25 protein-coding genes are annotated in these 22,487 nt (G+C 59.6%); 14 read left to right on the forward strand and 11 right to left on the reverse strand.

Features of this window, described 5'->3' with window-relative positions; genetic code table 11:
* Positions 1-99 precede the first annotated feature (99 nt).
* Positions 100-678 (forward strand): Crp/Fnr family transcriptional regulator, encoded by a 579-nt coding sequence (locus tag E0486_RS07430; RefSeq protein WP_131851522.1) that lies wholly within the window; start codon positions 100-102, stop codon positions 676-678.
* Between the two features lie 76 nt (positions 679-754).
* Positions 755-1,270 carry a cupin domain-containing protein gene (locus E0486_RS07435; RefSeq protein ID WP_131851523.1) on the forward strand — a complete coding sequence of 172 codons (516 nt, stop codon included), beginning with the start codon at positions 755-757 and terminating at the stop codon, positions 1,268-1,270.
* Positions 1,271-1,273: 3 nt separating this feature from the next.
* Here E0486_RS07435 and rfbD read toward each other — a convergent pair whose 3' ends face one another.
* From rfbD to E0486_RS07465, 6 genes are read right to left on the reverse strand one after another with little or no spacing between them, the layout of a single operon-like run.
* The gene (gene rfbD / locus E0486_RS07440; RefSeq protein WP_131851524.1) at positions 1,274-2,134 is read right to left on the reverse strand and encodes a dTDP-4-dehydrorhamnose reductase; all 861 of its coding nucleotides are present in this window, start codon (positions 2,132-2,134) and stop codon (positions 1,274-1,276) included.
* The gene (gene rfbC, locus E0486_RS07445) at positions 2,131-2,691 is read right to left on the reverse strand and encodes a dTDP-4-dehydrorhamnose 3,5-epimerase (protein ID WP_131851525.1); all 561 of its coding nucleotides are present in this window, start codon (positions 2,689-2,691) and stop codon (positions 2,131-2,133) included. The genes rfbD and rfbC overlap by 4 nt, the downstream gene beginning before the upstream one ends.
* Positions 2,692-2,693: 2 nt before the next feature.
* A complete protein-coding gene (locus tag E0486_RS07450) occupies positions 2,694-3,983 on the reverse strand; it encodes a nucleotide sugar dehydrogenase (protein WP_131851526.1) in 1,290 nt (429 codons plus the stop codon).
* A 13-nt stretch (positions 3,984-3,996) separates the two neighbouring features.
* Entirely contained in the window at positions 3,997-4,980 is a 984-nt protein-coding gene (locus E0486_RS07455; protein WP_131851527.1) for a UDP-glucuronic acid decarboxylase family protein, read from the reverse strand.
* A 2-nt stretch (positions 4,981-4,982) separates the two neighbouring features.
* A complete protein-coding gene (locus tag E0486_RS07460) occupies positions 4,983-6,296 on the reverse strand; it encodes a UDP-glucose dehydrogenase family protein (protein ID WP_131851528.1) in 1,314 nt (437 codons plus the stop codon).
* Between the two features lie 6 nt (positions 6,297-6,302).
* The gene (locus E0486_RS07465; protein WP_131851529.1) at positions 6,303-7,433 is read right to left on the reverse strand and encodes a DegT/DnrJ/EryC1/StrS family aminotransferase; all 1,131 of its coding nucleotides are present in this window, start codon (positions 7,431-7,433) and stop codon (positions 6,303-6,305) included.
* A gap of 102 nt (positions 7,434-7,535) precedes the next feature.
* On the opposite strand from E0486_RS07465, the gene E0486_RS07470 reads away from it, so the two are divergent.
* Complete coding sequence (locus tag E0486_RS07470) at positions 7,536-8,783, forward strand: 3-deoxy-D-manno-octulosonic acid transferase (RefSeq protein WP_243697399.1); 1,248 nt, start codon at positions 7,536-7,538, stop codon at positions 8,781-8,783.
* Here the strand turns inward: E0486_RS07470 and E0486_RS07475 are convergent.
* A complete protein-coding gene (locus E0486_RS07475) occupies positions 8,756-9,613 on the reverse strand; it encodes a hypothetical protein (protein WP_131851531.1) in 858 nt (285 codons plus the stop codon). The genes E0486_RS07470 and E0486_RS07475 overlap by 28 nt on opposite strands.
* A gap of 107 nt (positions 9,614-9,720) precedes the next feature.
* Here E0486_RS07475 and E0486_RS07480 point away from each other — a divergent pair, with 107 nt between their 5' ends.
* Positions 9,721-10,299: a thymidine kinase gene (locus E0486_RS07480; RefSeq protein WP_131851532.1), complete on the forward strand. Its 579-nt coding sequence runs from the start codon at positions 9,721-9,723 to the stop codon at positions 10,297-10,299.
* Between the two features lie 71 nt (positions 10,300-10,370).
* Here the strand turns inward: E0486_RS07480 and E0486_RS07485 are convergent, their stop codons facing one another.
* On the reverse strand, positions 10,371-11,222 hold the full coding sequence (locus E0486_RS07485) for a DUF6263 family protein (protein WP_131851533.1): 852 nt from the start codon (positions 11,220-11,222) through the stop codon (positions 10,371-10,373).
* Positions 11,223-11,342: 120 nt separating this feature from the next.
* Here E0486_RS07485 and E0486_RS07490 point away from each other — a divergent pair, with 120 nt between their 5' ends.
* The 6 genes from E0486_RS07490 to E0486_RS07515 all read left to right on the forward strand — a co-directional run bounded on the left by E0486_RS07490 (position 11,343) and on the right by E0486_RS07515 (position 16,572).
* Positions 11,343-11,978 (forward strand): heme exporter protein CcmB, encoded by a 636-nt coding sequence (locus E0486_RS07490; protein ID WP_262709625.1) that lies wholly within the window; start codon positions 11,343-11,345, stop codon positions 11,976-11,978.
* Between the two features lie 136 nt (positions 11,979-12,114).
* Complete coding sequence (ccsA, locus tag E0486_RS07495; protein WP_131851535.1) at positions 12,115-12,849, forward strand: cytochrome c biogenesis protein CcsA; 735 nt, start codon at positions 12,115-12,117, stop codon at positions 12,847-12,849.
* Positions 12,849-13,058, forward strand: a complete 210-nt coding sequence (locus E0486_RS07500) for a CcmD family protein (protein ID WP_131851536.1) — start codon at positions 12,849-12,851, stop codon at positions 13,056-13,058. The genes ccsA and E0486_RS07500 overlap by 1 nt, the downstream gene beginning before the upstream one ends.
* Positions 13,059-13,098: 40 nt before the next feature.
* Entirely contained in the window at positions 13,099-14,517 is a 1,419-nt protein-coding gene (locus tag E0486_RS07505; RefSeq protein ID WP_131851537.1) for a Glu/Leu/Phe/Val family dehydrogenase, read from the forward strand.
* A 188-nt stretch (positions 14,518-14,705) separates the two neighbouring features.
* On the forward strand, positions 14,706-14,966 hold the full coding sequence (locus E0486_RS07510; protein ID WP_131851538.1) for a hypothetical protein: 261 nt from the start codon (positions 14,706-14,708) through the stop codon (positions 14,964-14,966).
* Positions 14,967-15,027: 61 nt separating this feature from the next.
* Entirely contained in the window at positions 15,028-16,572 is a 1,545-nt protein-coding gene (locus E0486_RS07515) for a protein adenylyltransferase SelO (RefSeq protein WP_131851539.1), read from the forward strand.
* 55 nt (positions 16,573-16,627) lie between these two features.
* On the opposite strand, the gene E0486_RS07520 is transcribed toward E0486_RS07515, so the two are convergent.
* The 3 genes from E0486_RS07520 to E0486_RS07530 all read right to left on the reverse strand — a co-directional run bounded on the left by E0486_RS07520 (position 16,628) and on the right by E0486_RS07530 (position 19,251).
* Entirely contained in the window at positions 16,628-17,215 is a 588-nt protein-coding gene (locus E0486_RS07520; protein ID WP_131851540.1) for a hypothetical protein, read from the reverse strand.
* Between the two features lie 209 nt (positions 17,216-17,424).
* A complete protein-coding gene (locus E0486_RS07525; protein ID WP_165917236.1) occupies positions 17,425-17,928 on the reverse strand; it encodes a pyridoxamine 5'-phosphate oxidase family protein in 504 nt (167 codons plus the stop codon).
* 258 nt (positions 17,929-18,186) lie between these two features.
* Positions 18,187-19,251 carry an App1 family protein phosphatidate phosphatase gene (locus E0486_RS07530; RefSeq protein WP_207906217.1) on the reverse strand — a complete coding sequence of 355 codons (1,065 nt, stop codon included), beginning with the start codon at positions 19,249-19,251 and terminating at the stop codon, positions 18,187-18,189.
* Positions 19,252-19,264: 13 nt separating this feature from the next.
* Here E0486_RS07530 and E0486_RS07535 point away from each other — a divergent pair, with 13 nt between their 5' ends.
* The 4 genes from E0486_RS07535 to E0486_RS07550 all read left to right on the forward strand — a co-directional run bounded on the left by E0486_RS07535 (position 19,265) and on the right by E0486_RS07550 (position 22,401).
* Positions 19,265-20,164 carry a diacylglycerol/lipid kinase family protein gene (locus tag E0486_RS07535; protein WP_131851542.1) on the forward strand — a complete coding sequence of 300 codons (900 nt, stop codon included), beginning with the start codon at positions 19,265-19,267 and terminating at the stop codon, positions 20,162-20,164.
* Positions 20,165-20,710: 546 nt separating this feature from the next.
* Positions 20,711-20,899 carry a CsbD family protein gene (locus E0486_RS07540; protein WP_131851543.1) on the forward strand — a complete coding sequence of 63 codons (189 nt, stop codon included), beginning with the start codon at positions 20,711-20,713 and terminating at the stop codon, positions 20,897-20,899.
* A 199-nt stretch (positions 20,900-21,098) separates the two neighbouring features.
* Positions 21,099-21,638 (forward strand): DinB family protein, encoded by a 540-nt coding sequence (locus E0486_RS07545; RefSeq protein WP_131851544.1) that lies wholly within the window; start codon positions 21,099-21,101, stop codon positions 21,636-21,638.
* A gap of 418 nt (positions 21,639-22,056) precedes the next feature.
* A complete protein-coding gene (locus E0486_RS07550) occupies positions 22,057-22,401 on the forward strand; it encodes a four-helix bundle copper-binding protein (protein WP_131851545.1) in 345 nt (114 codons plus the stop codon).
* The last annotated feature ends 86 nt before the right edge of the window (positions 22,402-22,487 follow it).

Here is a 22,487-nt window from a genome sequence, read left to right on the forward strand (position 1 = left end):
CTTCGGGAGGCGTTTTTATTTGTTGAGCCGAACGCGGTAGTTTCTTTTGCAGGAAGACGCTCATTGTGCCACCTTGACCGATTACGCTATTTTCGAAAAATGGACGAGCGCTCATTTTTCCTGGACCGACTTCAATCTTACGGACCGCTCACGGACGAAAGCCGGGCGGCGATGGAAGGATGCCTGCGCCTCAAAACCTACCCCCTCAACGACTATTTCATCCGCGCCGGCGGCCGCGCGCGCACGGTGGCCTTTGTGTGCAAGGGACTGTTTTCGCAGAACTTCACCACCGACGATGGAGCGGTAATCATCAAGCGCTTTTTCCCGGAAGGATATTTCTGTACCTCCTTCGTATCGCTGCTTTCAGGAGCGCCCAGCGATTTCTCCATTAAGGCCCTGGAAGATTCGGTGGTGCTGGAATACGACTTCGACACATTTCGCGCCCTCACCCGCAATCACCCCGATATCGCTGCCATTTACATCCGCTACCTCGAAGTGCATTGGGTGATCGAAAAAGAACCGCAGGAGATCGCGCTGCGCCACGAGACGGCCCGCAGCCGCTACCTGGACTTCTGCCGGCAGTTCCCAACGCTGGAGCCGCGCCTCCGGCAACACGAGATCGCTTCCTACCTCGGCGTCACGCCCACGCAGCTGAGCCGCATCCGGGCCACGCTGTAATTTTTTCGGGTCTCAACATAGGTACATGTTTTCGCGAAAGAGCGCTTCTAGTTTTGCCGGCACAAAATCACCAGTTATGACAAACAGCAGCACCGAAAACGTATTTACCGACCGCCTGGAGAATGCAGCGACCATCATTCTTCCCGGCGAAGGCGAGCGCCTTACGGCCGGCGAAGGCTCTTGCACCTTCCAGGTTACGAGCGCCCTATCCGGCGGACAGATGGGCATTTACGAGATCGTGGTGCCGCCGCATACCACCGGTGCGCGGCTGCATTACCACCGCTATATGGACGAAGTGTTCCTCGTGCGCAAAGGACTGCTTACCGTGCAACTGGGCACCGAACAGCGCGAGCTGCCCGAAGGCGCCGTCGTGTATGTGCCGCGCTTCACGCCGCACGCTTTCTCCAACGGCAGCGACGAGCCGCTCGTGCTCACGCTGATCTTCAACCCGTCGGAAAAAAGGGAAGGCTATTTCAAGGGATTGTTTACGCTGCTCAACGAACCGGAGCTGGACGTGCAGCGCTTCCTCCAGCTATCGCACAAATACGACAGCCAGCCGGTGGATGAAGTGCAGCTGCGTACCTCCTGGTAAGGATCAGGATTGTGCGGACAGCAGCGCAAGGCATTCATCGAGGCACTCTTCCCAGCTACGGATGCTGAGGCCCCAGGTGTCGCGGATCTTGGCCGTATCGAGCACCGAATAGGCAGGCCTGCGGGCCGGCGTCGGGTACTGGTCGGTAGTGATCGGCTGCAGGGCGCAGGTGAGGCCCGCGCGGTCGCGGATCGCTTCCGCGAAGCGGAACCAGGTGGTGGGTCCTGCGTTGCTGAAATGGTAGATACCCGGCACCCACTTGCCCGAGTCGATGATCTGCAGCAGGGCCCCGGCGAGGTCGGCAGCATAGGTCGGACATCCCTGCTGGTCGTTTACCACCGAGAGGCTTTCGCGCTCGCGCATGAGGCGCAGCATCGTCTTCACGAAGTTGTGGCCGAAAGAAGAATACACCCAGGCGGTACGCACTACGATGCTGTCGGGCGCCACCTCGAAGGCGAGCTCCTCTCCTTTCCGTTTCGATGCGCCGTACACACCCTGGGGGCCCGTAGGATCGTCTTCGCGGTAGGGCCGCTCGCCGTCGCCGGCGAACACGTAATCGGTAGATACGTGGAGAAAGCGTGCGCCCTTGGCGGCGCAGGCCGCGGCGAGAAAGCGCGTGCCTTCGGCATTGACGCGGAAGGCCGGCTCGGGCTCGGTCTCGGCCTTGTCGACGGCCGTATAAGCGGCGGCATTGATGCAGTAGTCGGGCTCTTCATCCGCAATGGCCTTCCACACGGCTTCGGCATCGGTGATGTCGAGGTCGGTTACGGAGCGGAACACAAACTGGTCGGTGGGGCGTGCCGCAGCCAGCACTTCGAGCTCGGAGGCCAGCTGCCCGCCGGCGCCGGTGACGAGTATCTTCATCGGTCGAACGTAAAGTTGTGCGATACGTCGCGCAGCAGTGGCAGCGAGCGATCGCGGTCGGAAGTAATGGCCTTGTCCATGTCGATGCCCCAGTCGATGCCGAAGGCCGGGTCGTCGTAGCGCACACCACCTTCGCTTTCCTTGTGGTACAGGTGATCGCACTTGTACAGGATGGTGGCCGTGGGCGACAGCACCGAGAACCCGTGGGCGAAGCCCGCCGGGATGAACAGCTGCTTCTTGTTGTCGGCCGACAGCTCCACGGAGTAGTGCTGCCCGTAGGTGGGCGAGCCCTTGCGGATGTCGACCACCACGTCGAGAATGCGGCCTTCGAGGGCGCGGATCAGTTTGGCCTGTGCGTAGGGATGCAGCTGGAAATGCAGCCCGCGGATCACGCCGTACGACGACTGCGACTGGTTGTCCTGCACAAAGCGGTTGTGAATCCCCGCGGCGGCGAAAGCGGCCTCGTTATACGACTCATAGAAATAGCCCCGGCTGTCTGCGAAGACGCGGGGCTCAATGAGGAAAAGACCAGGGAGGGGCGTGGTCTGTACATTCATAATTAGAAGCTCCAGTATTGGCGGTTCTTGACTGTAGTGCGGAAGACACCTTTGATGTCGGCGATCATTGCGTTGGGCTTGGTGATCGACGTAAAGAAGGCGTCGTCGTAGGAGGCATAGGTATCGTGGCAGACGGTAACGATCACGGCGTCGTAGTCCTTGCCGATCTCGGGCGTCAGTCCGAAGCCGTACTCGTGGCGCAGCTCGGCGTCATCGGCGTAGGGATCGTGCACGTCAACGTTGAGGAAGAACGACTGCAGCTCGGTCACCACATCGGCCACCTTCGAGTTGCGGATGTCGCTCACATTTTCCTTGAAGGTCGCGCCGAGCACCAGCACGCGGGCGTTCTTCACGTCGTTTACATTCTTGATGATGTGCTGCACCACTTTACGGGCGAGGTAGTTCGCCATGTTGTCGTTGATGTAGCGGCCGGCGAGGATCACGCGCGAGTTGTAACCGAGCTCGGAAGCCTTGTAGGTGAGGTAGTAGGGATCCACGCCGATGCAGTGACCGCCCACGAGGCCCGGGGAGAACTTCAGGAAGTTCCACTTCGTGCCGGCGGCTTCAAGCACCTCGTAGGTGTTGATTCCCATCTTATCGAAGATGATGGAAAGCTCGTTCATCAGGGCGATGTTGAGGTCGCGCTGCGTGTTCTCGATGATCTTGGCGGCTTCGGCCACCTTGATGGAGGATGCGCGGTGCACACCGGCGTCCACCACCAGCTCGTAGGTCTGTGCGATCTCTTCCAGCGACTCGGCGTCGCAGCCCGCGGCCACTTTCACAACGGTGCGGATCGTGTGCTTCTTGTCGCCCGGGTTGATGCGCTCGGGCGAGTAACCGAGCTTGAAGTCGACGCCCATTTTGAGTCCCGACAGCTTCTCGATGATGGGCAGGCAGTCCTCTTCGGTGCAGCCCGGGTACACGGTGGATTCGAACACCACGTAGTCGCCTTTCTTGATCACCTTGCCGATGGTTTCGGAGGCTTTCTTCACCGGCGTCAGGTCGGGCACGTTGTGCTCGTCTACGGGCGTCGGCACGGCCACCACGAAGAAGTTGGCTTCGCGCAGCTCGTCGATGGAGGCGGTGAAGTAGATATCGGTGCCGTCGAAGGCTTCCTTTTCGAGCTCCTGGCTGGGGTCGATGCCCTGGCGCATCAGCTCCACGCGCTTTTCGTTGATGTCGAAGCCGATCACGGAGATGCGGCGGGCGAATTCGAGCGCGATGGGGAGGCCTACGTAGCCAAGGCCGACAACGGCCAGCTTGGCCTTTTTATCTAAGAGTTCCTGGTACATGGTCGTATTGTGCTTAGTGGGATTTCGTAAATTCCTTGGGTTGCTTGCTCCACTCCTCTTTCGGGAGATTCTTGAAATAATCGTAGGTAATGCGGAGGCCTTCGCTGCGGTGCACTTTGGGCTCCCAGCCGAGCAGTTCCTTCGCCTTGGTAATATCGGGCTTGCGTTGCTTCGGATCGTCCTGCGGCAGCGGCTTGTAGGTGATTTTGACGGCATTGCCGGTCAGCTTGAGCACTTCCTCGGCAAAGTCCTTCAGCGAAATCTCGTCGGGGTTGCCTACGTTCACGGGCTGGGCGTAATCGCTCAGCAGGAGGCGGTAGATGCCTTCCACGAGGTCATCGACGTAGCAGAAGGAGCGCGTTTGCGAGCCGTCGCCGAACACCGTGAGGTCTTCACCACGCAGGGCCTGGCCGATGAATGCCGGCAGGGCGCGGCCATCGTTGAGGCGCATGCGCGGACCGTAGGTATTGAAGATGCGCACGATGCGCGTTTCCACGCCGTGGAAGGTATGGTACGCCATCGTGATCGATTCCATGTAGCGCTTCGCTTCGTCGTATACGCCGCGCGGGCCCACGGGGTTCACGTTGCCCCAGTATTCTTCGGTCTGCGGGTGCACCAGCGGGTCGCCGTATACTTCGGAGGTGGAGGCCACCAGCATGCGCGCGCCCTTCGCCTTGGCAAGTCCGAGGCAATTGTGGGTGCCCATGGCGCCGACTTTCAATGTCTGGATCGGGATCTTCAGGTAGTCGATCGGCGAGGCTGGCGACGCGAAGTGCAGGATGTAATCGAGGCGGCCCGGCACGTGGATGAATTTCGTCACGTCGTGGTGGTAGAATTCAAACTGTGCGAGCGGGAACAGGTGCTCGATATTCTTGAGGTCGCCGGTAATGAGATTGTCCATCCCCACCACCTGGTAACCTTCCTTGATAAAGCGGTCGCAGAGGTGCGAGCCGAGAAAACCGGCGGCGCCGGTAATGAGTACACGTTTCTGCTCCATGGTTATACGGTTATAGGTTTACGGCCAATGCTTTCATAATGGAAGCCCTTCTTTTCCATATCTGCAAGGTCAAAGAGGTTGCGGCCGTCGAAGATGACCCTTTCCTTCAGGAGCTCGGAGATCTTGTCGAAGTTGGGCGTGCGGAACTCGTTCCACTCGGTAGCGATAATGAGGGCGTCGGCGCCTTCCAGGCACTCGTACTGGCCCTCGGCATAATTGATTACGGAGTCCATCACCCGGCGTACGTTTTCCATCGCTTCCGGATCGAACACGGTCACGGTGGCGCCTTCGCCGATGAGGGCTTTGATGATGTACAGGGCCGGCGCCTCGCGGATGTCGTCGGTGTTGGGCTTGAAGGCCAATCCCCAGAGGGCGAAGTGCTTGCCCAGCAGGCTGTCGCCGTAGTATTTTTTGATCTTGGGAAGGAGGTGCAGCTTCTGCTCTTCGTTTACCTGCATCACCGACTCCAGGATCTTGAAGTCATAGTCCACTTCGTGTGCCGAGCGAACGAGCGCCTGCACGTCTTTGGGGAAGCAGGAACCGCCGTAGCCGATACCGGGAAAGAGGAAGCGTTTGCCGATGCGCTCGTCGGTGCCGATGCCGCGGCGCACCATGTCCACGTCGGCGCCGACCTTTTCGCACAGGCGGGCCACTTCGTTCATGAACGTGATCTTGGTGGCGAGGAAGGAGTTGGCGGCATACTTGGTCAGTTCGGCCGAAGGCTCGTCCATGTAGATCACCGGGTTGCCCTGGCGCACGTAAGGGGCGTACAGGTCGCTCATTACTTTCTGGGCCCGCTCGGAGGTGGTACCGATCACCACGCGGTCGGGCTTCATGAAGTCTTCCACGGCCACGCCTTCACGCAGGAACTCGGGGTTGGAGATGACGTCGAATTCACCCTTGTAATTGGCGGCGATGGCATCGCGAACCTTTTTGGCCGTGCCTACCGGCACCGTGCTTTTGTTCACGATCACCTTGTAGTCGGTGAGCAGCTTGCCGATGTCGTTGGCGACGCCGAGCACGTATTTCAAGTCCGCGGAGCCGTCTTCGCCGGGAGGTGTAGGCAGGGCAAGGAAGATCACTTCCGCGTCCTTGATGCCTTCGGCCAGGTTGGTGGTGAAGGTGAGGCGCTCCTCTTTGAGGTTGCGCAGGAAGATCTTTTCGAGACCGGGCTCGTAGATGGTGATCTTACCGCCCTGGAGCTTCTTCACTTTGTCTTTATCGATGTCCACACAGGTGACCGTGTTGCCCGTTTCGGCAAAGCAGGTGCCCGATACGAGCCCTACATACCCGGTTCCAATTACCGCGATGTTCATGTTGGTTTATTTATTTGTATAGTTAAGGACGGAAGTGATGATGTGCTGCTGCTGCTCTTCTTCCATCTCGGTGTGGATGGGCAGCGACACAACGCGTTCGGTGAGCCAGTCGGTCACGGGCAGGTCGAGCTCGCCGATGTTGAAGGAGGAGAACATCTGCTGGCGGTGCGCCGGCACGGGGTAATAGATCATGGCCGGCACGCCCTGCGTGGCGAGGTATTCCACGAGACCGTTGCGGTCCACGCCGTCGAGGATGAGCGTGTACTGGTGGAACACGTGCTTGTTGTTGGCGGCGCGGAAGGGCGTCGTGATTTTCGGGTTATTGGCGAAGGCCGCGTCGTAGGTGTCGGCCACCTTGATGCGCGCGTCGATATAGGTGTCGAGGTGCTTCAGCTTGATCTCCAGGATAGCAGCCTGGATCGTGTCGAGGCGGCTGTTGCAGCCCACCACGTCGTGGTAGTAGCGTTTGCTCTGGCCGTGGTTGGCTACCATGCGCAGCTGGCCGGCAAGGGCGTCGTCGTTGGTCATGATGGCGCCGCCGTCGCCGTAGCAACCGAGGTTCTTGGAAGGGAAAAAAGAGGTGCCGCTTACGTTGCCGATTGTGCCCGTCTTCACGGTGCGGCCGTCGGAGAAGTGGTAGTCGCCGCCGATGGCCTGCGCATTGTCTTCGATCACGAACAGGTTATGCTTGCGGGCGATGGCCATGATGGCTTCCATGTCGGCCGACTGACCATAGAGGTGCACCGGCACGATGGCCTTTGTTTTAGGCGTGATGGCGGCTTCGATCTTTGCCGGGTCGATATTGAAGGTCTTGGGGTCCACATCCACGAATACGGGGCGGAGACGCAGGAGCGCGATCACCTCGGTGGTGGCGATATAGGTGAAGGAGGGCGTGATCACTTCGTCGCCGGGCTCGAGGCCGAGGGCCATCATGGCGATCTGCAGGGCGTCGGTGCCGTTGGCGCAGGGGATCACGTGCTTCGAGCCGTTGTAGGACTGAAGGGCCTCGGCGAAGCGTTGAACCTGGGGGCCGTTGATGAAGGCGGTGCTTTCCAGCACGCCCAGCACAGCTGCATCGATCTCGGATTTGATCTTGGCATACTGCTGCTTCAGGTCAACCATCTGGATGGGGCGCATAACGTAAAGGGGTTTGGTAAAAGTGGCGCAAAAATAGGAAAAAGCAGGGCCGGAAGGGCGGCAGCGGCTACATTTGTCGCGTAAGCCACCCATTGTCAAATCGTGTTTTTTTATAATTTATTCATTACGCTCTACGGCCTGTTGCTCCGCCTCGCCGCTCCTTTTGTACCAAAGGCGAAGGCCTGGCGCACCGGCCGCCGCAGTTGGGAAAAAGAACTGCAAAAAAAGCGGGCCGCGGGTCCCTGGATCTGGATGCACTGCGCGTCGGCCGGTGAATTTGAGCAAGGAAAGCCGGTGCTGGAGGCCCTCCGCGCCGCCTGGCCCGGACACCGCATCCTGGTGTCGTTCTTCTCCCCTTCCGGCTACGAGGTGGGGGTGAAATACAAGGGAGCCGATGCCGTTACCTACCTCCCGCTCGACACAGCCGCCCATGCCCGCCGCTTTGTGTCGATCGTGGATCCCGCGCTGGTCGTGTTCGTCAAATACGATTTCTGGTACCACCACCTGGAGGCGGTGCACGAGCGGGGCATCCCGCTCCTCCTCGTTTCGGCGCTGTTTCGCCCCGGACAGTCTTTTTTTAAATGGTACGGCGGCGTGCAGCGGCGCCTGCTGCATTTCTTCACCTGGCTGTTTGTGCAGGACGAAGCTTCGGTAACGCTGCTGAAAGGCATCGGCGTCACCCACTGCAGCGCAGCCGGCGACACCCGCTTCGACCGCGTGGCCACCATTACGCAGGCCCCGGCGCCGCTCCCGCTCATCGAAGCCTTTGCGCAGCACGGCAACGAGCCCATACTGGTGGCCGGCTCCACCTGGCCGGAAGACGAGGCCCTGATCGAGAAGCTTCCCTGGCAGAACGGGCTCCGCCTCATCATCGCCCCCCACGAGATCGACATCGCCCATATCGACGCCCTGCGCGCGCGCTTCGGCGCGGCGGCGGTAGCCTACAGCGAGCTCGAGCTGCACGACAGCGCAGCGGCGCTGCGCGTACTCCTCATTGATAATTTCGGGATGCTCTCGCGGCTGTACCGCTACGGCTCGATCACTTATATCGGCGGCGGCTTCAATAAGAGCGGCATCCACAACACACTGGAAGCGGCCGCCTGGGGCAAGCCCGTTATTTTCGGGCCCAACTACCACAAATTCCGCGAAGCGCGCGGGCTGGTGGCCGCGCGCGCAGCCTTTTCCGTAAGCACGTCCGACGAGTTGGCCGAGGTCGTCGACGGCCTGCTGGCGCACAGTGCCAGGCGGCAGGAAGCCTCCGAAGCGGCGGCGCGCTACGTGCAGCAAAACATCGGTGCCACGCCGCGCATCATTGCCTGGATTCAGGAAAAGCGCCTTCTCACCAACTGATCGAAGAGCCGCACGGTAGTGGTATCAGGCCAGCCCAACTTCAGCTTCAGCTCGCGGTTGATCCAGTATTCGGCTTCCGGCAGGATGTGAAACGCATTGATCGTTTTGATACTGCGGTCATACATCGCCTCGTCGCCGCGGAAAAGCTCCGACACGAAGAGGTAGCGGTCGTTGATGCCGATGCCCTTGCGGAGGTCGCGGATGGGCGTATCCACCAACTTGTGCCCCAGCTCCTGCTCCTCGCGCCGCAGGCGATCGTTGAGCGATTCGCCCGGTGTATGCTGCTCGAATACTTCGCGGCCTGGCCCGGGCGGCGTTTGCTGCGTCAGCGTGGGCACCTCCTCGATCGGGTTGAAAGCGGGTGGCCTCAGGTAATAGGGTTGGGAAGGTTCTGAGGGTTCTGAAGGTTTTGCCGGTTCAGAAGGCGGAACAGGTTCAGACGGTTCAGCGGGTGCGGGAGGTGGAGCAGGTTCAAAAGCGGGCCCGGAAATGGGCGCCGGTTCTTCGCGCTCCGGTGTGGAGAAATGGTCCTGCGCTTCTACCCGTTCATCGCCGGCCGAAGCCTTCGGCGAAGGCAGGGGGGAAGAAGTCGGAGAATGGGTTTCGACCATGGGCTGGCGCAACGCCCCTTCCCTTTGAGTAGGGACCGGGGCATGCGTCCCGGCGGGCATGAGCACCGCCACGCGGCTGCTTTGCGGAAACACCGGGCGAGGAAGCAAAGCCTCCAATTCGGCGGCGAGCTGCCGCACGGTAGACAGCAGGTCGGCGGGGCCTTCCCCGGCGGCTTCCTGCGCACTGATCTTGTGGATTAAATCACGAACACGTTCCATTTGTTTACCCTAGTTTTGGCGGCCCCTGTCCCCCGCGCTTTGTGAAGGATGGGCCGTCGTGCCTAAAAGTACAAAGCACGCGCAATTAACCGGCATAAAGCTGCCTTATGTTTATCGAACCCCATATAAAAGGCGAATTCGGAGGATGGATCGAGGTGGTCTGCGGATCGATGTTTTCCGGTAAGACCGAAGAACTCATCCGGCGCCTGAAGCGGGCCAAGATCGCCAACCTGAAGGTCGAGATCTTCAAGCCCGCCATCGACACCCGCTACGACGAGGTCAACATCGTCTCGCACAACGAAAACTACATCCACTCCACCCCCGTGGATCATTCCAACAAGATCCTCCTGATGGCGCAGGACTGTGACGTGGTGGGCATCGACGAGGCGCAGTTCTTCGACGACGGCCTCCCCGACGTGTGCGACGCGCTGGCCCGCAAAGGCATCCGCGTGATCGTGGCCGGTCTCGATATGGACTTCCTCGGCAAGCCCTTCGGGCAGATGCCCTTCCTGTTGGCCAAGGCCGACTACATCACCAAGCTCCACGCGATCTGTATGAAGTGCGGCAACATCGCTTCCTATTCGTATCGCAAGATCCCCAACGAAGACCGCATCATGCTCGGCGAAAAAGACGTGTATGAGCCGCGCTGCCGGCGCTGCTATACACTCGACGGCGAGCTCGACTAACGCATTTCCTACCCGGGTAAAATAAAAGAGGGCGCCTTTCGGGCGCCCTCTTTTATCAGGTAACGGTGCGTTTATTTCAGCTTGCCCGAAAACGTGCACACGGTGTTCATGATCATGTCGCCGTTGAACGACTGGCGCAGCTCGCCGCTGCGCGTGAGGCCGGTGGCGGTTTCCAGCACCATGTTGCCGCTCTGCGTGCCCTTCATAGACACTTCGCCCGTGAGCTCCAGGTCGGACACTACATCCACCATCACGAGGTCGCCCTTGATGGCCTTTACGGTATAGGTGGTGTTGATCGACATCGGGGTGTTCTGGCTGCGGAAGGAACGCTTCCAGCTGTCGCCTGCCTTCACCACTTTGTTGGGGTACAGGTTGAAGGCCTGCGAAAAGCTTTCCTTCAGCGAAGTGGCGTTGAACTGACGCTCGAAGCCCGCGCGCACAGCGCCTTCGCGGTCGGCGGGGAGGTTCATTTCGCGGAACACGGCGGCGGTCATTTCTTCCACGCTGTCAACAGCTACGACCTCGCCCTCGCGGCTCACGGTCATGTAAAAAGATTTCTCGAGGATGGCGTGCAGCATCCGGTCCATCATCGCGTCGGCCGAAAATACCGCGGTATCCAGCGGGTGGTCGGAGTCGCCGGAGATCGACATCGTGGGCAATTCCATCGAGATGGCCATGCGGCGGTACGTGGAGCGAACGCGCAGGTTGTCGCCGGCAACGCCGGTCACCGAGAGGTCGTAGAGTCCCTCGATGCGCATATGGATCTTCTGGCCCTGGATCTCCTGGTTGATATCGTAGTTGGCGCCATACGAGTAGGTTTTGCCGGCCTGCAGGTTGAAGGCGAGCAGCACTGTAGATTGGGCCTGTGCGGCGGCGCCCAAAAGCAGGAAGAAGAGTACGGTCAGCAGTTGGTTTCGTTTCATATTTATTTTTAAAGTGATGCAAATTACTGATTTTGACGAACGCCGCCGACCGGCGTATTTTCGCAACCTTCCAAAAACATCACAAAACCGGTCAACGCCATCAAAACCTTCTCCGCGATACTGTCGCTTTTCAAGAAAGACCTGCTGCTCGAGATCCGGCAGCAATACAGCTTTTATGGGGTGGTGCTGTACATAGGCTCCACGATCTTCGTGCTGTACATGGCGCTGGAGTCGCCGGAAAGCCGCGTGTGGAATGGATTATTCTGGATCGTGCAGCTCTTTATCTGTATCAACGCGGTAGCCAAAAGCTTCCTGCAGGAAGCGCCGGGGCGGATGCTGTATTACCAGACGCTGGTGAGCCCGCTGGCCTTTGTGCTGTCGAAGCTGTTGTTCAACGCCGGCCTGATGCTGCTGATGAGCACCCTCAGCTACGGGCTGTTCGCCCTCTTCCTCGACCACCCGGTGCTGCGTCCCGGCCCCTTCTTCGGGTTGGTGCTGCTGGGCGGGGTCAGTCTATCGCTGGTGTTCACCTTCCTGGCGGCCATCGCCGCAAGGGCACAGCAGAACGCGGCCATCATGGCCATCCTCGGCTTCCCCATCATCATCCCGCAGCTGATCATGCTGATGCAGATCTCGGCGGCCGCCTTCAGTGCGTCCGGCACCTTTCCCGCCGCACCGATCCTGATGCTCTTTGCCATGGACGTACTGGTGATCCTGCTGGCGGCCATCCTGTTTCCTTTTCTCTGGAAAGACTGATACGGGGAAGAGGATAAGTGGAAAGTCGGAAGTCGGAAGTCGGCGCAGGGATACAGGAATCACTTCCGACTTCCCACTTCGGACTTAAATACTTTGTTTATTCACTTACTTTTGCGCCATTAAATGGCCGTTTCGTATGCGTAAAGCTTGGTGGAAAATACTCTCCGTGGTGCTGCTGGCCTACGCTGTTTTATTCGGACTCAACGTCTTCAACATCCGCTGGTTCGACGTGCCGCGCACACCCATTCTCCACGAAACGATCCGGAATCTCTATTACCATGTAGGCATGTGGTTTTCGATGATGATCCTCTTTATCATCTCGGTAGTGCACGCCGTCAGCTTCCTGCGCACCAACAACCTCAAATACGATATCCTGTCGCGCCAGTACGCCGTTATCGGGATGCTCTTCGGGGTGCTCGGCTACCTCACGGGTTTTATCTGGGCTTCGGTCACCTGGGCCGACCCGAACCAGCCTGCGGGAGCTTCCTTTGGGGCCATTGCCCGCGAGCCGAAGCTCGTCGGCGCCGGTATCGCGCTGCTGATCTACGCCGCCTATCTGGTGCTGCGCGATTCCATCAGCGACATCGACAAGAAAGCCCGCATCTCGGCGGTATATAACATTTTCGCGTTCGCGTTCCTGTTTCCGTCCATCTGGATCATCCCCCGCCTGTTGCCGAGCCTGCACCCGGGTGGTGAGGTGGCGCCGGGCGTCCGCAGCGACAATCCGGCCCTCGATCCGAAAGCGCTCAGCAGCCATATGCGCGCGGTATTTTACCCGGCCGTACTGGGCTGGACCCTCCTGGGCGTGTGGATCGCCACGCTGAAGATCCGCCTGCGCCTGCTCCAACAAAAAACGTTAATCAACGACTGATGAAAAAAGCTTTCTTTGCGCTGCCGTTGCTCTTCCTCCAGCTGTGGGCGTCCGCCCAGGGCAACCGGACGGAAATGGCGGACACGTTCCGTTCCAACGGTAAAATTTATGTCGTAGTTGCGGTGATCCTGACCATCTTTGCGGGAATCATCCTTTACCTGGTGCGCCTCGACCGGAAGATCAGCCGGTTGGAAAGGCACCGGGACTAATAAAACCGGGTATTTAACCTTTTAATAAACGATTCGCTTTATGTCTACAACTGGATACAGCTTCTTCGAGAGCGTTGTGAAAAGCTTCGACAAGGCTGCCAAATTTACCAAATGGGATCCGGGTATCCTCGAACAGATCAAAGAATGTAACTCCGTTTACCAGATGCGCTTCCCGGTGCGTATGGACGACGGCCGCATCGAGGTGATCGAAGCCTACCGCGTGCAGCACTCGCAGCACAAGACCCCCACCAAGGGTGGCATCCGCTTCGCCGCAGAGGTGAACCAGGATGAAGTAATGGCCCTCGCCGCGCTCATGACCTACAAGTGCGCCATCGTGAACGTTCCGTTCGGCGGCGGCAAGGGTGGCATCAAGATCTCCCCCAAGAAATACAGCGTGTACGAGCTCGAGAAGATCACACGCCGCTATACGGCCGAACTGGTGAAGAAGAACTTCATCGGCCCCGGCACCGACGTTCCGGCGCCCGACTACGGCACCGGCCCGCGCGAAATGGCCTGGATCGTAGACACCTACCAGAGCCTGCGCCCCGGCGAGATCGACGCCGCCGGCTGCGTAACCGGTAAGCCCGTCACCCAGGGTGGCGTGCGCGGCCGCACCGAAGCCACCGGCCTCGGCATCTTCTACGGCATCCGCGAGGTGTGCTCCATGACCGACGTTATGGAGAAGCTCGGCCTCCCCAACGGCCTCGAAGGCAAGCGCATCATCGTGCAGGGCCTCGGCAACGTGGGCTACCACGCCGCCAAGTTCTTCCACGAAGCCGGTGCCAAGATCGTAGCCCTCGCCGAATACGAAGGCTCCATCTACAACGACAACGGCCTGGATGTGGATGCTGTCTTCCAGCACCGCAAATCGTCCGGCTCCATCCTCAACTTCCCCGGCGCGCAGAACTTCGCCAAGAACACCGACGCCCTCGAGTACGACTGCGACATCCTCATCCCCGCGGCGCTTGAGAACGTGATCAACGGCGACAACGCCCTCCGCGTAAAAGCCCGCATCATCGGTGAAGGCGCCAATGGCCCCCTGACCCCCGAGGCCGACGAAGTGTTCATCACCAAAGGCACCCTTGTGGTTCCGGATATGTACCTCAACGCCGGCGGTGTAACGGTATCGTATTTCGAATGGCTGAAGAACCTGAGCCACGTGCGCTACGGCCGCATGGAGAAGCGCTTCACCGAGAACATGAACCACCACATCCTCGGCCAGATCGAAGAGCTGACCAGCAAGAAGGTGAGCGATGCCGAGCGTAAGTTCATCATGCACGGCCCCGAAGAAGCCGACCTCGTATACAGCGGCCTCGAAGAAACGATGATCACCGCCACCCGCGAGATCATGGAGGTATGGAAGGCCAACCCGCAGATCCCCGACATGCGCACGGCCGCTTTCGTGGTAGCGATCAACAAGGTAGGTACGTCCTACGCCGAGCTGGGCATTTTCCCTTAAGCCTTCGGCTGCGCTCAGGCTGACAAAGTTCATCGTGAGCCCGTTAACAAATAAACAGGAGCCCTGCAGTGATGCGGGGCTTTTGTTTATTGGTTGGTCCGTCGGTTGATTGGTAACCGGGCCGTACCAGCCTCCTGAACCGTCTGAACCTACGAAACCATCTAACCTCCTGAACCTATCTTTACGCCATGACACCTGACGAAATGAGGAAGCGGCTGGCGGAGCTGCAGGAAGAGTGGAAGCAGTACGAGTACCTCGTAAAGGCAACATTTCCTACCGATACAGAGTGGAAGGCGTTCCAGGCCGCGAACAAGACGCAGCTGGAGCGGGCGCGGGCGCTGAAGGAAGAGCTCATCCGCCTCCGCTGGACACTGCTTTCGCCCGAAGAGCAGGAAAAGGCCCGTGAAGTAGGCCGCATCATGCGGGATGAAGACGAAAAAAAATCCTGAGCGGCCGTGGCCCCTGGCCGGCCGGTAACTTTACCCGGCACAATCCCTGCACCACAAACGCATGGCACAACTTCACAACAGCAGCTACCGCAACGAATTCACGGCGGCCTTCCCGGGCGATGACAGCGGCGACCGCCGGCCCCGACAGACGCTTGGAACATTCTGGGCAAAGGCGGAACCCACCGCCGTGCCGAAGCCCGCGCTGCACGCCTGGTCGGATGCGCTGGCCGAAGAACTCGGTCTCGACCGCCCCGATGCAAAAACCGTAGAAATACTGGGAGGCAACGGACTCGCCCCAGGGATGCATCCCTACGCGGCCTGCTACGCCGGGCACCAGTTCGGCAACTGGGCCGGCCAGCTCGGCGACGGACGCGCCATCACCCTGGGGGAACTCGTAACACCCAACGGCGAAACGCGCGAACTCCAGCTGAAGGGCGCCGGCCCCACGGCCTATTCGCGCCGCGCCGACGGCCGCGCCGTACTCCGCTCCTCGGTGCGCGAATACCTGATGAGCGAGGCCATGCACTACCTCGGCGTCCCTACCACGCGCGCCCTCAGCCTCGTCGGAACCGGTGAGAAGGTGCTGCGCGATATGTTTTACGACGGACACCCGTCGCGCGAGCCGGGTGCGATCGTAGCCCGCGTGGCGCCTTCCTTTCTCCGCTTCGGCTCTTACGAAATGCCGGCGGCACGGGGCGAAAAAGAAGCGTTGCAACAATTGGTCGACTGGACGATCGACCGTCACTTTCCGCAACTGGCGGCATCGGAAGAACGCATCCTGCATTGGTTCGGCGAAGTGGTCCGGCGTACGGCTTTCCTCATGGCCGAATGGCAGCGCGTGGGCTTCGTGCACGGCGTTATGAATACAGACAACATGTCGATTCTCGGGCTTACCATCGACTATGGTCCGTACTCATTCGTGGATGCCTTCGAGCCGAACTTCACGCCGAACACCACCGACCTGCCGGGTCGCCGCTATGCCTTCGGCAAGCAGCCCGCCGTGGCCAAGTGGAACCTCGGCTGCCTCGCCGGTGCCCTCCTGCCGCTGTTCGACAACCAGGACGGCCTTGTGGCAGTGCTCGACACCTACGACGGCATTTACTGGAAATACTGGTTCCGCATGATGGGCGACAAGCTCGGTCTCGCCACCATTACTTCCGACGACCAGGCCCTGTTGGAACAATGCGAACTCGTGCTGGCCACGCTCCAGCCCGACTACACGATCTTTTTCCAGCTCCTTGCCGAATGGGCGCCCACGGAAAAAGATGCGCTGGCCCACTTCGCTCCGTGCTTCTACGGCGCGCCGACCGACGATGGCGAAAGCCTGCTGCTGGAATTTCTCCGCAATTGGAAGGAACGCATCGCCACGGAAGAATCCGCGGACCTGCAAAGCCGGATGCGCCGCGCCAACCCGCGCTTCATCCTGCGCAACTACCTGCTGGTGCAGGCCATCGAAGGACTGGAAAAGGGCGACGATACCCTGTTCCGCGCACTCGAAGCGGCACTGCAGGAACCCTACAGCAGCAATCACGATCAGTTTATGGAAAAGCGTCCCGATTGGGCGAATGCGCGCGCCGGCTGCTCGATGCTGAGCTGCAGTTCCTGAGAAATTTCAGGTGCCAGCTGTTGGATTCCAGATTTTTTAAACGACAAATCAGGAATCAGAGATCTGAAATCAATCCATCCACCAGCGCTTTCCACTGCAGTTTCGAGGCACCGGCGATGGCGCTGCTGCCGATCAGGGCATTACGGGCCTTGTCCCAAAGCGTTTCGGCACCGGCATTGGGCCTTTCGTTGCGGCCGTGCACGGCGGCGATGACGTCGTTGCCTTCGCGGCGCACGAGAAAGTTGGAGGTGGCGTCGCCGGAAAAGAAGTGGGCGACGTCGTTGTGGTCGTTGTTGGGATTGCTGGCGGGGCGCACACGGATGAGCGTGAACGGGCAGTCTTCCGTCTCACCTTCTTCCACGGCTTCGACCTGCACCCAGTCGAAGCCGGCGCCGGTGGCGGGCCCGGGGCCCGGGATGTCGATCTTGAAATGATCGCCAGGCTGCACGGCGCGGTCCACCTCGAGGCCGGAGGCGTCGGTGAGCTGGAAGCGCGCCGTGGCATCACCCGCCAGCAGCTGCCAGCGGTTGACGTTGCGCAGGCGCTTCGCCACCACTTCATAAAAAGCCTGCGCTTCGTCGCTGTCGCCGAAGGAGCGGCGTGCTTCTGTATCGCTCTGGCCACCCGTTTCCTGCTGTGGCACCAAACCTTGTTTTTCGGGATCCATGACTACACAAAACGAAAAGTCGTGCCGGAGGAAACACGACACGACTAGTCATTGCCAAACAAGGGAAATACCTTGATGAAGTTTATAAGTGGGAAGTTGGAAGTCGGAAGTAGTTGGGTTCCTGTGCATCAATTGCCAACAAGGGCGGAAGCAGTCTTCCCACTTCCCACTTCCGACTTTCTTACTTAAATCTTCAGGTTGCCCTGCGCGCTGTCGGCGATCCTGGAATTGCCGGTTGCTGCGCCCACGGCCATTTTGAGGAACTGGACCATCTTGCCGCTTTCACTGTCCCAGTAATAGCAACGCTCGGGATGCACGTGCAGCAGGGCCACGTTGGGATCGTCGGCGCCGCCGGGGAACCAGGCCTTGACGATCGGGCTCCATTTTTCCTTGATGAGGGCGCGGTCGGTCACCACGTGCGACATACCCCAGAGGTCGAGGTAGCTTTCCTTGCCGGGGTGGGCGAAGGTGAGGTGCACCTGGCGGGCCTTTGCTACTTCCTCCACCTTGATGGAGCGGATATCGGTAAAGAACCAGAGCTTGCCATCCTCGTCTGTAGACACCACCGACATCGGGCGGGTGTGGTCCACGGCGTCGTCGGCATTGGTGATGAACATACACACGCGGATCTCCTCGACCAGCTTTTTGAACTTGGCCAGGGCTTCTTCGTTCTGCAAATGCTTTTCCATACTGAGGGATTGTTTTTGTGCGGTGGATACGGTTAAAACATCATGCCACAGACCCATCCTCCCGGTGCCTCCGCAGACCCATCCTCCCGGCCTCTCCGCAGACCCATCCTCCCGGCCTCCTTCCCAAGGGGAAGGAGGAGTGCGACCTCACCCCGGCCCTCTCCGAAGGAGAGGGTGCCTCAGGGGCGACGTCTTTTTTGTTCCTTACAGCTTGTTGGTTGACGTCTCTGAAAAACGCTTGCGGAGGCCGGGGATGGGTCACGCCTTACTCAGTTCTTTCGCCACCTCGGCATCACTGATAAGCCCGATTTTCCGCGAATGCAGGATCGCGTCCTCGCTGTGACCGAAAAAGCAGGTCGCCACGCCCATCGCCTCGATGTTCCGGAGCACGGTCTTGACCTTTTCGTGGTTCTTCTTATATACATCCCGGATATACACCGCGTGAATGCGGCCGGGGAAGTGCTTCACCAATGATTCGTAGATGTAGGGATCGTGCTGCGAGGAATCGCCCAGCAATACAAAGCGCTGCTTCGGGAAGCCCTCGATGATGCGCACGATCCGCGCAAACTTACCCTGGTGGTTGTTTTGTCCCGTCTTGAGCAACTCGTTGAGCTGCTTCAGCACATTGAGCAGAAACACACCGCTGGGCAGGCGCTGCACGCGGGTAAACTCGAGCAGGTAATCGTAGAGGTTCCACTCCGAGCTCGACACGTAAAAGAACGGGTTGGGCGCATCGGGCGTTGTATTGCCGAGAGCCAGCAGCTGGTAATGACGCACGACGCCTTCGAAGGGCATGCGGCTCCGCGCGTTTTGCGTAAACAGCACAAAGAGGCGCTTGCGCATATTGGCCGAGTGCGACACCAGGAAGGTATCGTCCACATCGGAGATAAAACCGTACTGTGTGGGGTAAGGGATGTAGATGGACCCCGTGCCGGTAGCGAGCACCGAGTCGTCATCACCAAGGAGCTCTACCTCGATCTCGTTCCAGCCCTGCTCGAGCGGTGGGATGTCTTTCCATTCAAACTTATAAAAGCCCGCTTTGTCGGCCTCGGTGCAAAGCGTGATGCCGTTCCAGTGCGTGCGCAGGCGGGCGCAGGCCCAGGGCTGCACCATAAAGAGGCGCAGCAGGGCCCAGCTGTTGTTGAGCACACTCTGCCGGTAGCGCTTGCGCGGGAGCGCGCTCTGGCGGAAAACATGCCCGTACAGCACGAGCTGCTCCGCATGCCCATAGCCGTGGTATACTTTTATTACCGTCTCGCGGGTAAGGCCCAGCCTGTGGAAAGCCCAGCTTTTCAGCCGGTGATAAAGCCTGCGTAATCCCATATCAAAGTAAGCTATGCAGAAAGAAGGCCAACTCCGTGTGCTGTTTGTGATCAACCCTGTGTCGGGCGGCAAGGCAAAGACGGATTGGGAGACGCAGATCCGGAATACGATCCGCGACTCCATTCACGAGATGGAATTTTTCCTGCTTACGGGCGAGGACGATGAAAGCTCCGTGCGCCACCACATCGAGCGGGTGCAGCCCGACCGCGTGGTGGCCGTGGGCGGCGACGGCACGGTGAAACTGGTGGCGGGCCTCCTGCTCGACCGCAACATTCCCCTGGGCATTTTGCCGGCGGGCTCGGCCAACGGCATGGCCCGTGAGTTCGGCCTGCCCCTCGACGTGGAAAGTGCCCTCAAGGTCGTGCTCGGGGGTATCCCCACGCCCATCGATCTCCTGTCGGTCAACGACGGCGACATCTGTATCCACCTCTCCGACCTCGGCCTCAACGCGATGCTGGTGAAATATTTCGAGGGCTCCAAAAAACGCGGGATGTGGGGCTACGGCCGCGCTGTGCTCCGCGTGTTGTGGCAGAAGCAGAAGATCCACGCATCCATTGAGACCGACAAAGAATCCGTGCGGCGCGGCGCCTACATGATCGTGCTGGCCAATGCCCGCAAGTACGGCACCGGTGCCAACATCAACCCCGACGGCGACCCCTCCGACGGCTACTTCGAGGTAGTGATCGTGCGGCGCCTCAACCTCGTGGAGATCCTCAAGGCGCTGTTTACGAACCGCTCCTTCGATGCGTCCAAGATCGAGGTGCTGAAGGCGCGGCAGGTGACCATTCAAACGAGCAAGCGGACCTACTTCCAGGTGGACGGCGAATACCGCGGTAAGACCGGCCGCGTAGTGGCGCACATCCTGCCCGCCGCGGTGAAGGTGCTGCTGCCGGCGAAAGATCGTGAAAGCTGAGTCGTCGTCCCTTCGTCATCGTTCCTGCGGAAAGGGGTCCTGTGCCCCCCGGCAGCCTCGACCTGGGACCAACGTCCTGCTTTTGGCCCGGCCCCAACCCTGGGAGGGGTTAAACCGCGTGGATTGAACCGTTCCATAGCCTGGGAAAGGACTAATCGGGCGCGTTCAGCCCCTCCCCACCCTATGGAAAGGACTAATCGGGCGCGTTTAGCCCTTTCCCTACCCTATGGAAAGGACTAATCGGGCGCGTTTAACCCCTCCCCACCCTATGGAAAGGACTAATCAGGCGCGTTTAACCCCTCCCGACCCTATGGAAAGGACGAATCGGGCGCGTTTAACCCCTCCCCACCCTATGGAAAGGACTAATCGGGCGCGTTTAGCCCTTTCCCTACCCTTGGGGAAGGACCAAATTCAAGCGTTTAGCCCTTTCCCTACCCTTGCGAAAGCGTGCTATCAATACGGTGGCCCTTCCCTGCCCCTACAGCCGGGCAGCGAGGCGCCGGAACTGGCACAATTCTTTTCCCCTTTGCCCTAAACTCCCCGATCATGGACAGACTGGAATTAAAAGGCAAATGGAACGAGTGGAAGGGTAAGGCCAAGCAGGCCCACGGCGATCTGACCGATGACGACCTGCGCTACGAAGACGGCAAGGAAGACGAACTCTTCGGCCGCCTGCAGCAAAAGCTGGGCAAAACCCGCGACGAGGTCATCACCTGGTTGCGCGGCCTCGGCTAAGCGCTTTTCCCTGCAACATCCCCAAGCCCGCCCCGTGCGGGCTTTTCTGTGTGAGCGTAGGGCGGGTGCGGAATTGTGCCCTGGAGGGCAGCTGAAAAGAATAGTATACGTTGGTGAGCGACGACGACAGGCTACTGTACCTTAAAAAAAGCGCGTAGCTGTACCGATCAAAAGCACCGGTTGCGGTGTAGCTTAGCTGATGCAAACTTCCGCAGCGCCCAACCCCATTTCGATCGAACGTTCGATCGAGCTCCTCGAACGCACCCCGTCGGTGCTTCGCAGTCTTTTGCAGGACCTGCCCGCGCATTGGACCACCGCCACCGAAGGTCCCGGCACCTGGAGTCCCTACGACGTGGTAGGCCACCTGGTGCACGCCGAACGCGTGGCCTGGATCGCGCGTGCGGAACTCATTCTTTCAGACCGGGAAGACAAGACCTTTCCACCGCTCGACCGCTTTGCCCAGTTCGAGGAAAGCAAGGGCAAAACAATGCACCAACTGCTCGATGATTTCGATGCCCATCGTTCCGCCAACCTGAATGCCTTACGGCAATTACCTTCGGGCGAGGCGCTGCAGCGTACCGGTGTTCACCCGCAATTCGGCAACGTCACCCTCGCGCAGTTGCTCGCAACGTGGACGGTGCACGACCTCGATCATATCAACCAGATCGTACGCGTGCTGGCGAAGCAGTACGGCGAAGCCGTTGGTCCCTGGAAGGCCAACCTGCGGATCCTCCGCTGAACCGCGCCCCGGCACCCCTCTTTGTTTTAGTCGTGCCTGGAAAAAGTTCCCGCGGCAAGCAACAAAAATGCCTTGGCCGGTCGGACCATTTCCAGGCATCGGTGGCGGAACAATTACCACATTCTTCAGCTTTCCTGCACGCGGGGGCACCGGCGCCGGAAACGCCGGCGGATACTAGCAGGCTGGCAATCATATTTTTAGCGCACTTGCTTCGCCCGGCGCGCCGTCTTTTAATTTCCGGGCCACGCAGGGGAACGGTTTTTTTATTTTACGGGATATCCCCTTCTCTTCCCTTCGCTCCTTCCCCGGAGCCACACAGCGGGCCACACCCCGAATACAGAAAGAACAACAAAGCTTTCCGGCGGTTTCCCAACCGTCTCCATCGTTCTTTCATTTATCAACATAAACCGTCCAAAACATGGAACACAATTCCCGCAAGTACCAGTACTGCATCGAAGCCTGCCAGCGCACCGCCGCCCTCTGCCAGCAATGCGCGAGCGCCTGTACGAGAGATGAAAACATTTCGAAGATGGCCCGCTGCATCCAGTTGACCATGGAGTGTGCCGCCCTGTGCACGGCTACGGCGCAACTACTGTGTATGAACAGCAGCATGGCCATGGAGCTGTGCAACCTCTGCGAAGAGCTTTGCGAACAGTGTTGTGCCGAATGCACTGCCTGCAACTCCGACATTTGCCGTGCCTGCGCCGAAGCGTGCAAGCGCTGCGCCGAGGAGTGCCGCCAGCTGGCCCCTGTTGCCGCCTGACCGGTCCAATGAACAAATGCAGCATGCAGGCCCTGGTGCCTGCATGTTGCATTTGTGGCTAACTTTCCGGACCGTTGTTTCTCGTC

The sequence above is a fragment of the Flaviaesturariibacter aridisoli genome, from assembly GCF_004343705.1.
GTDB lineage: Bacteria > Bacteroidota > Bacteroidia > Chitinophagales > Chitinophagaceae > Flavisolibacter > Flavisolibacter aridisoli.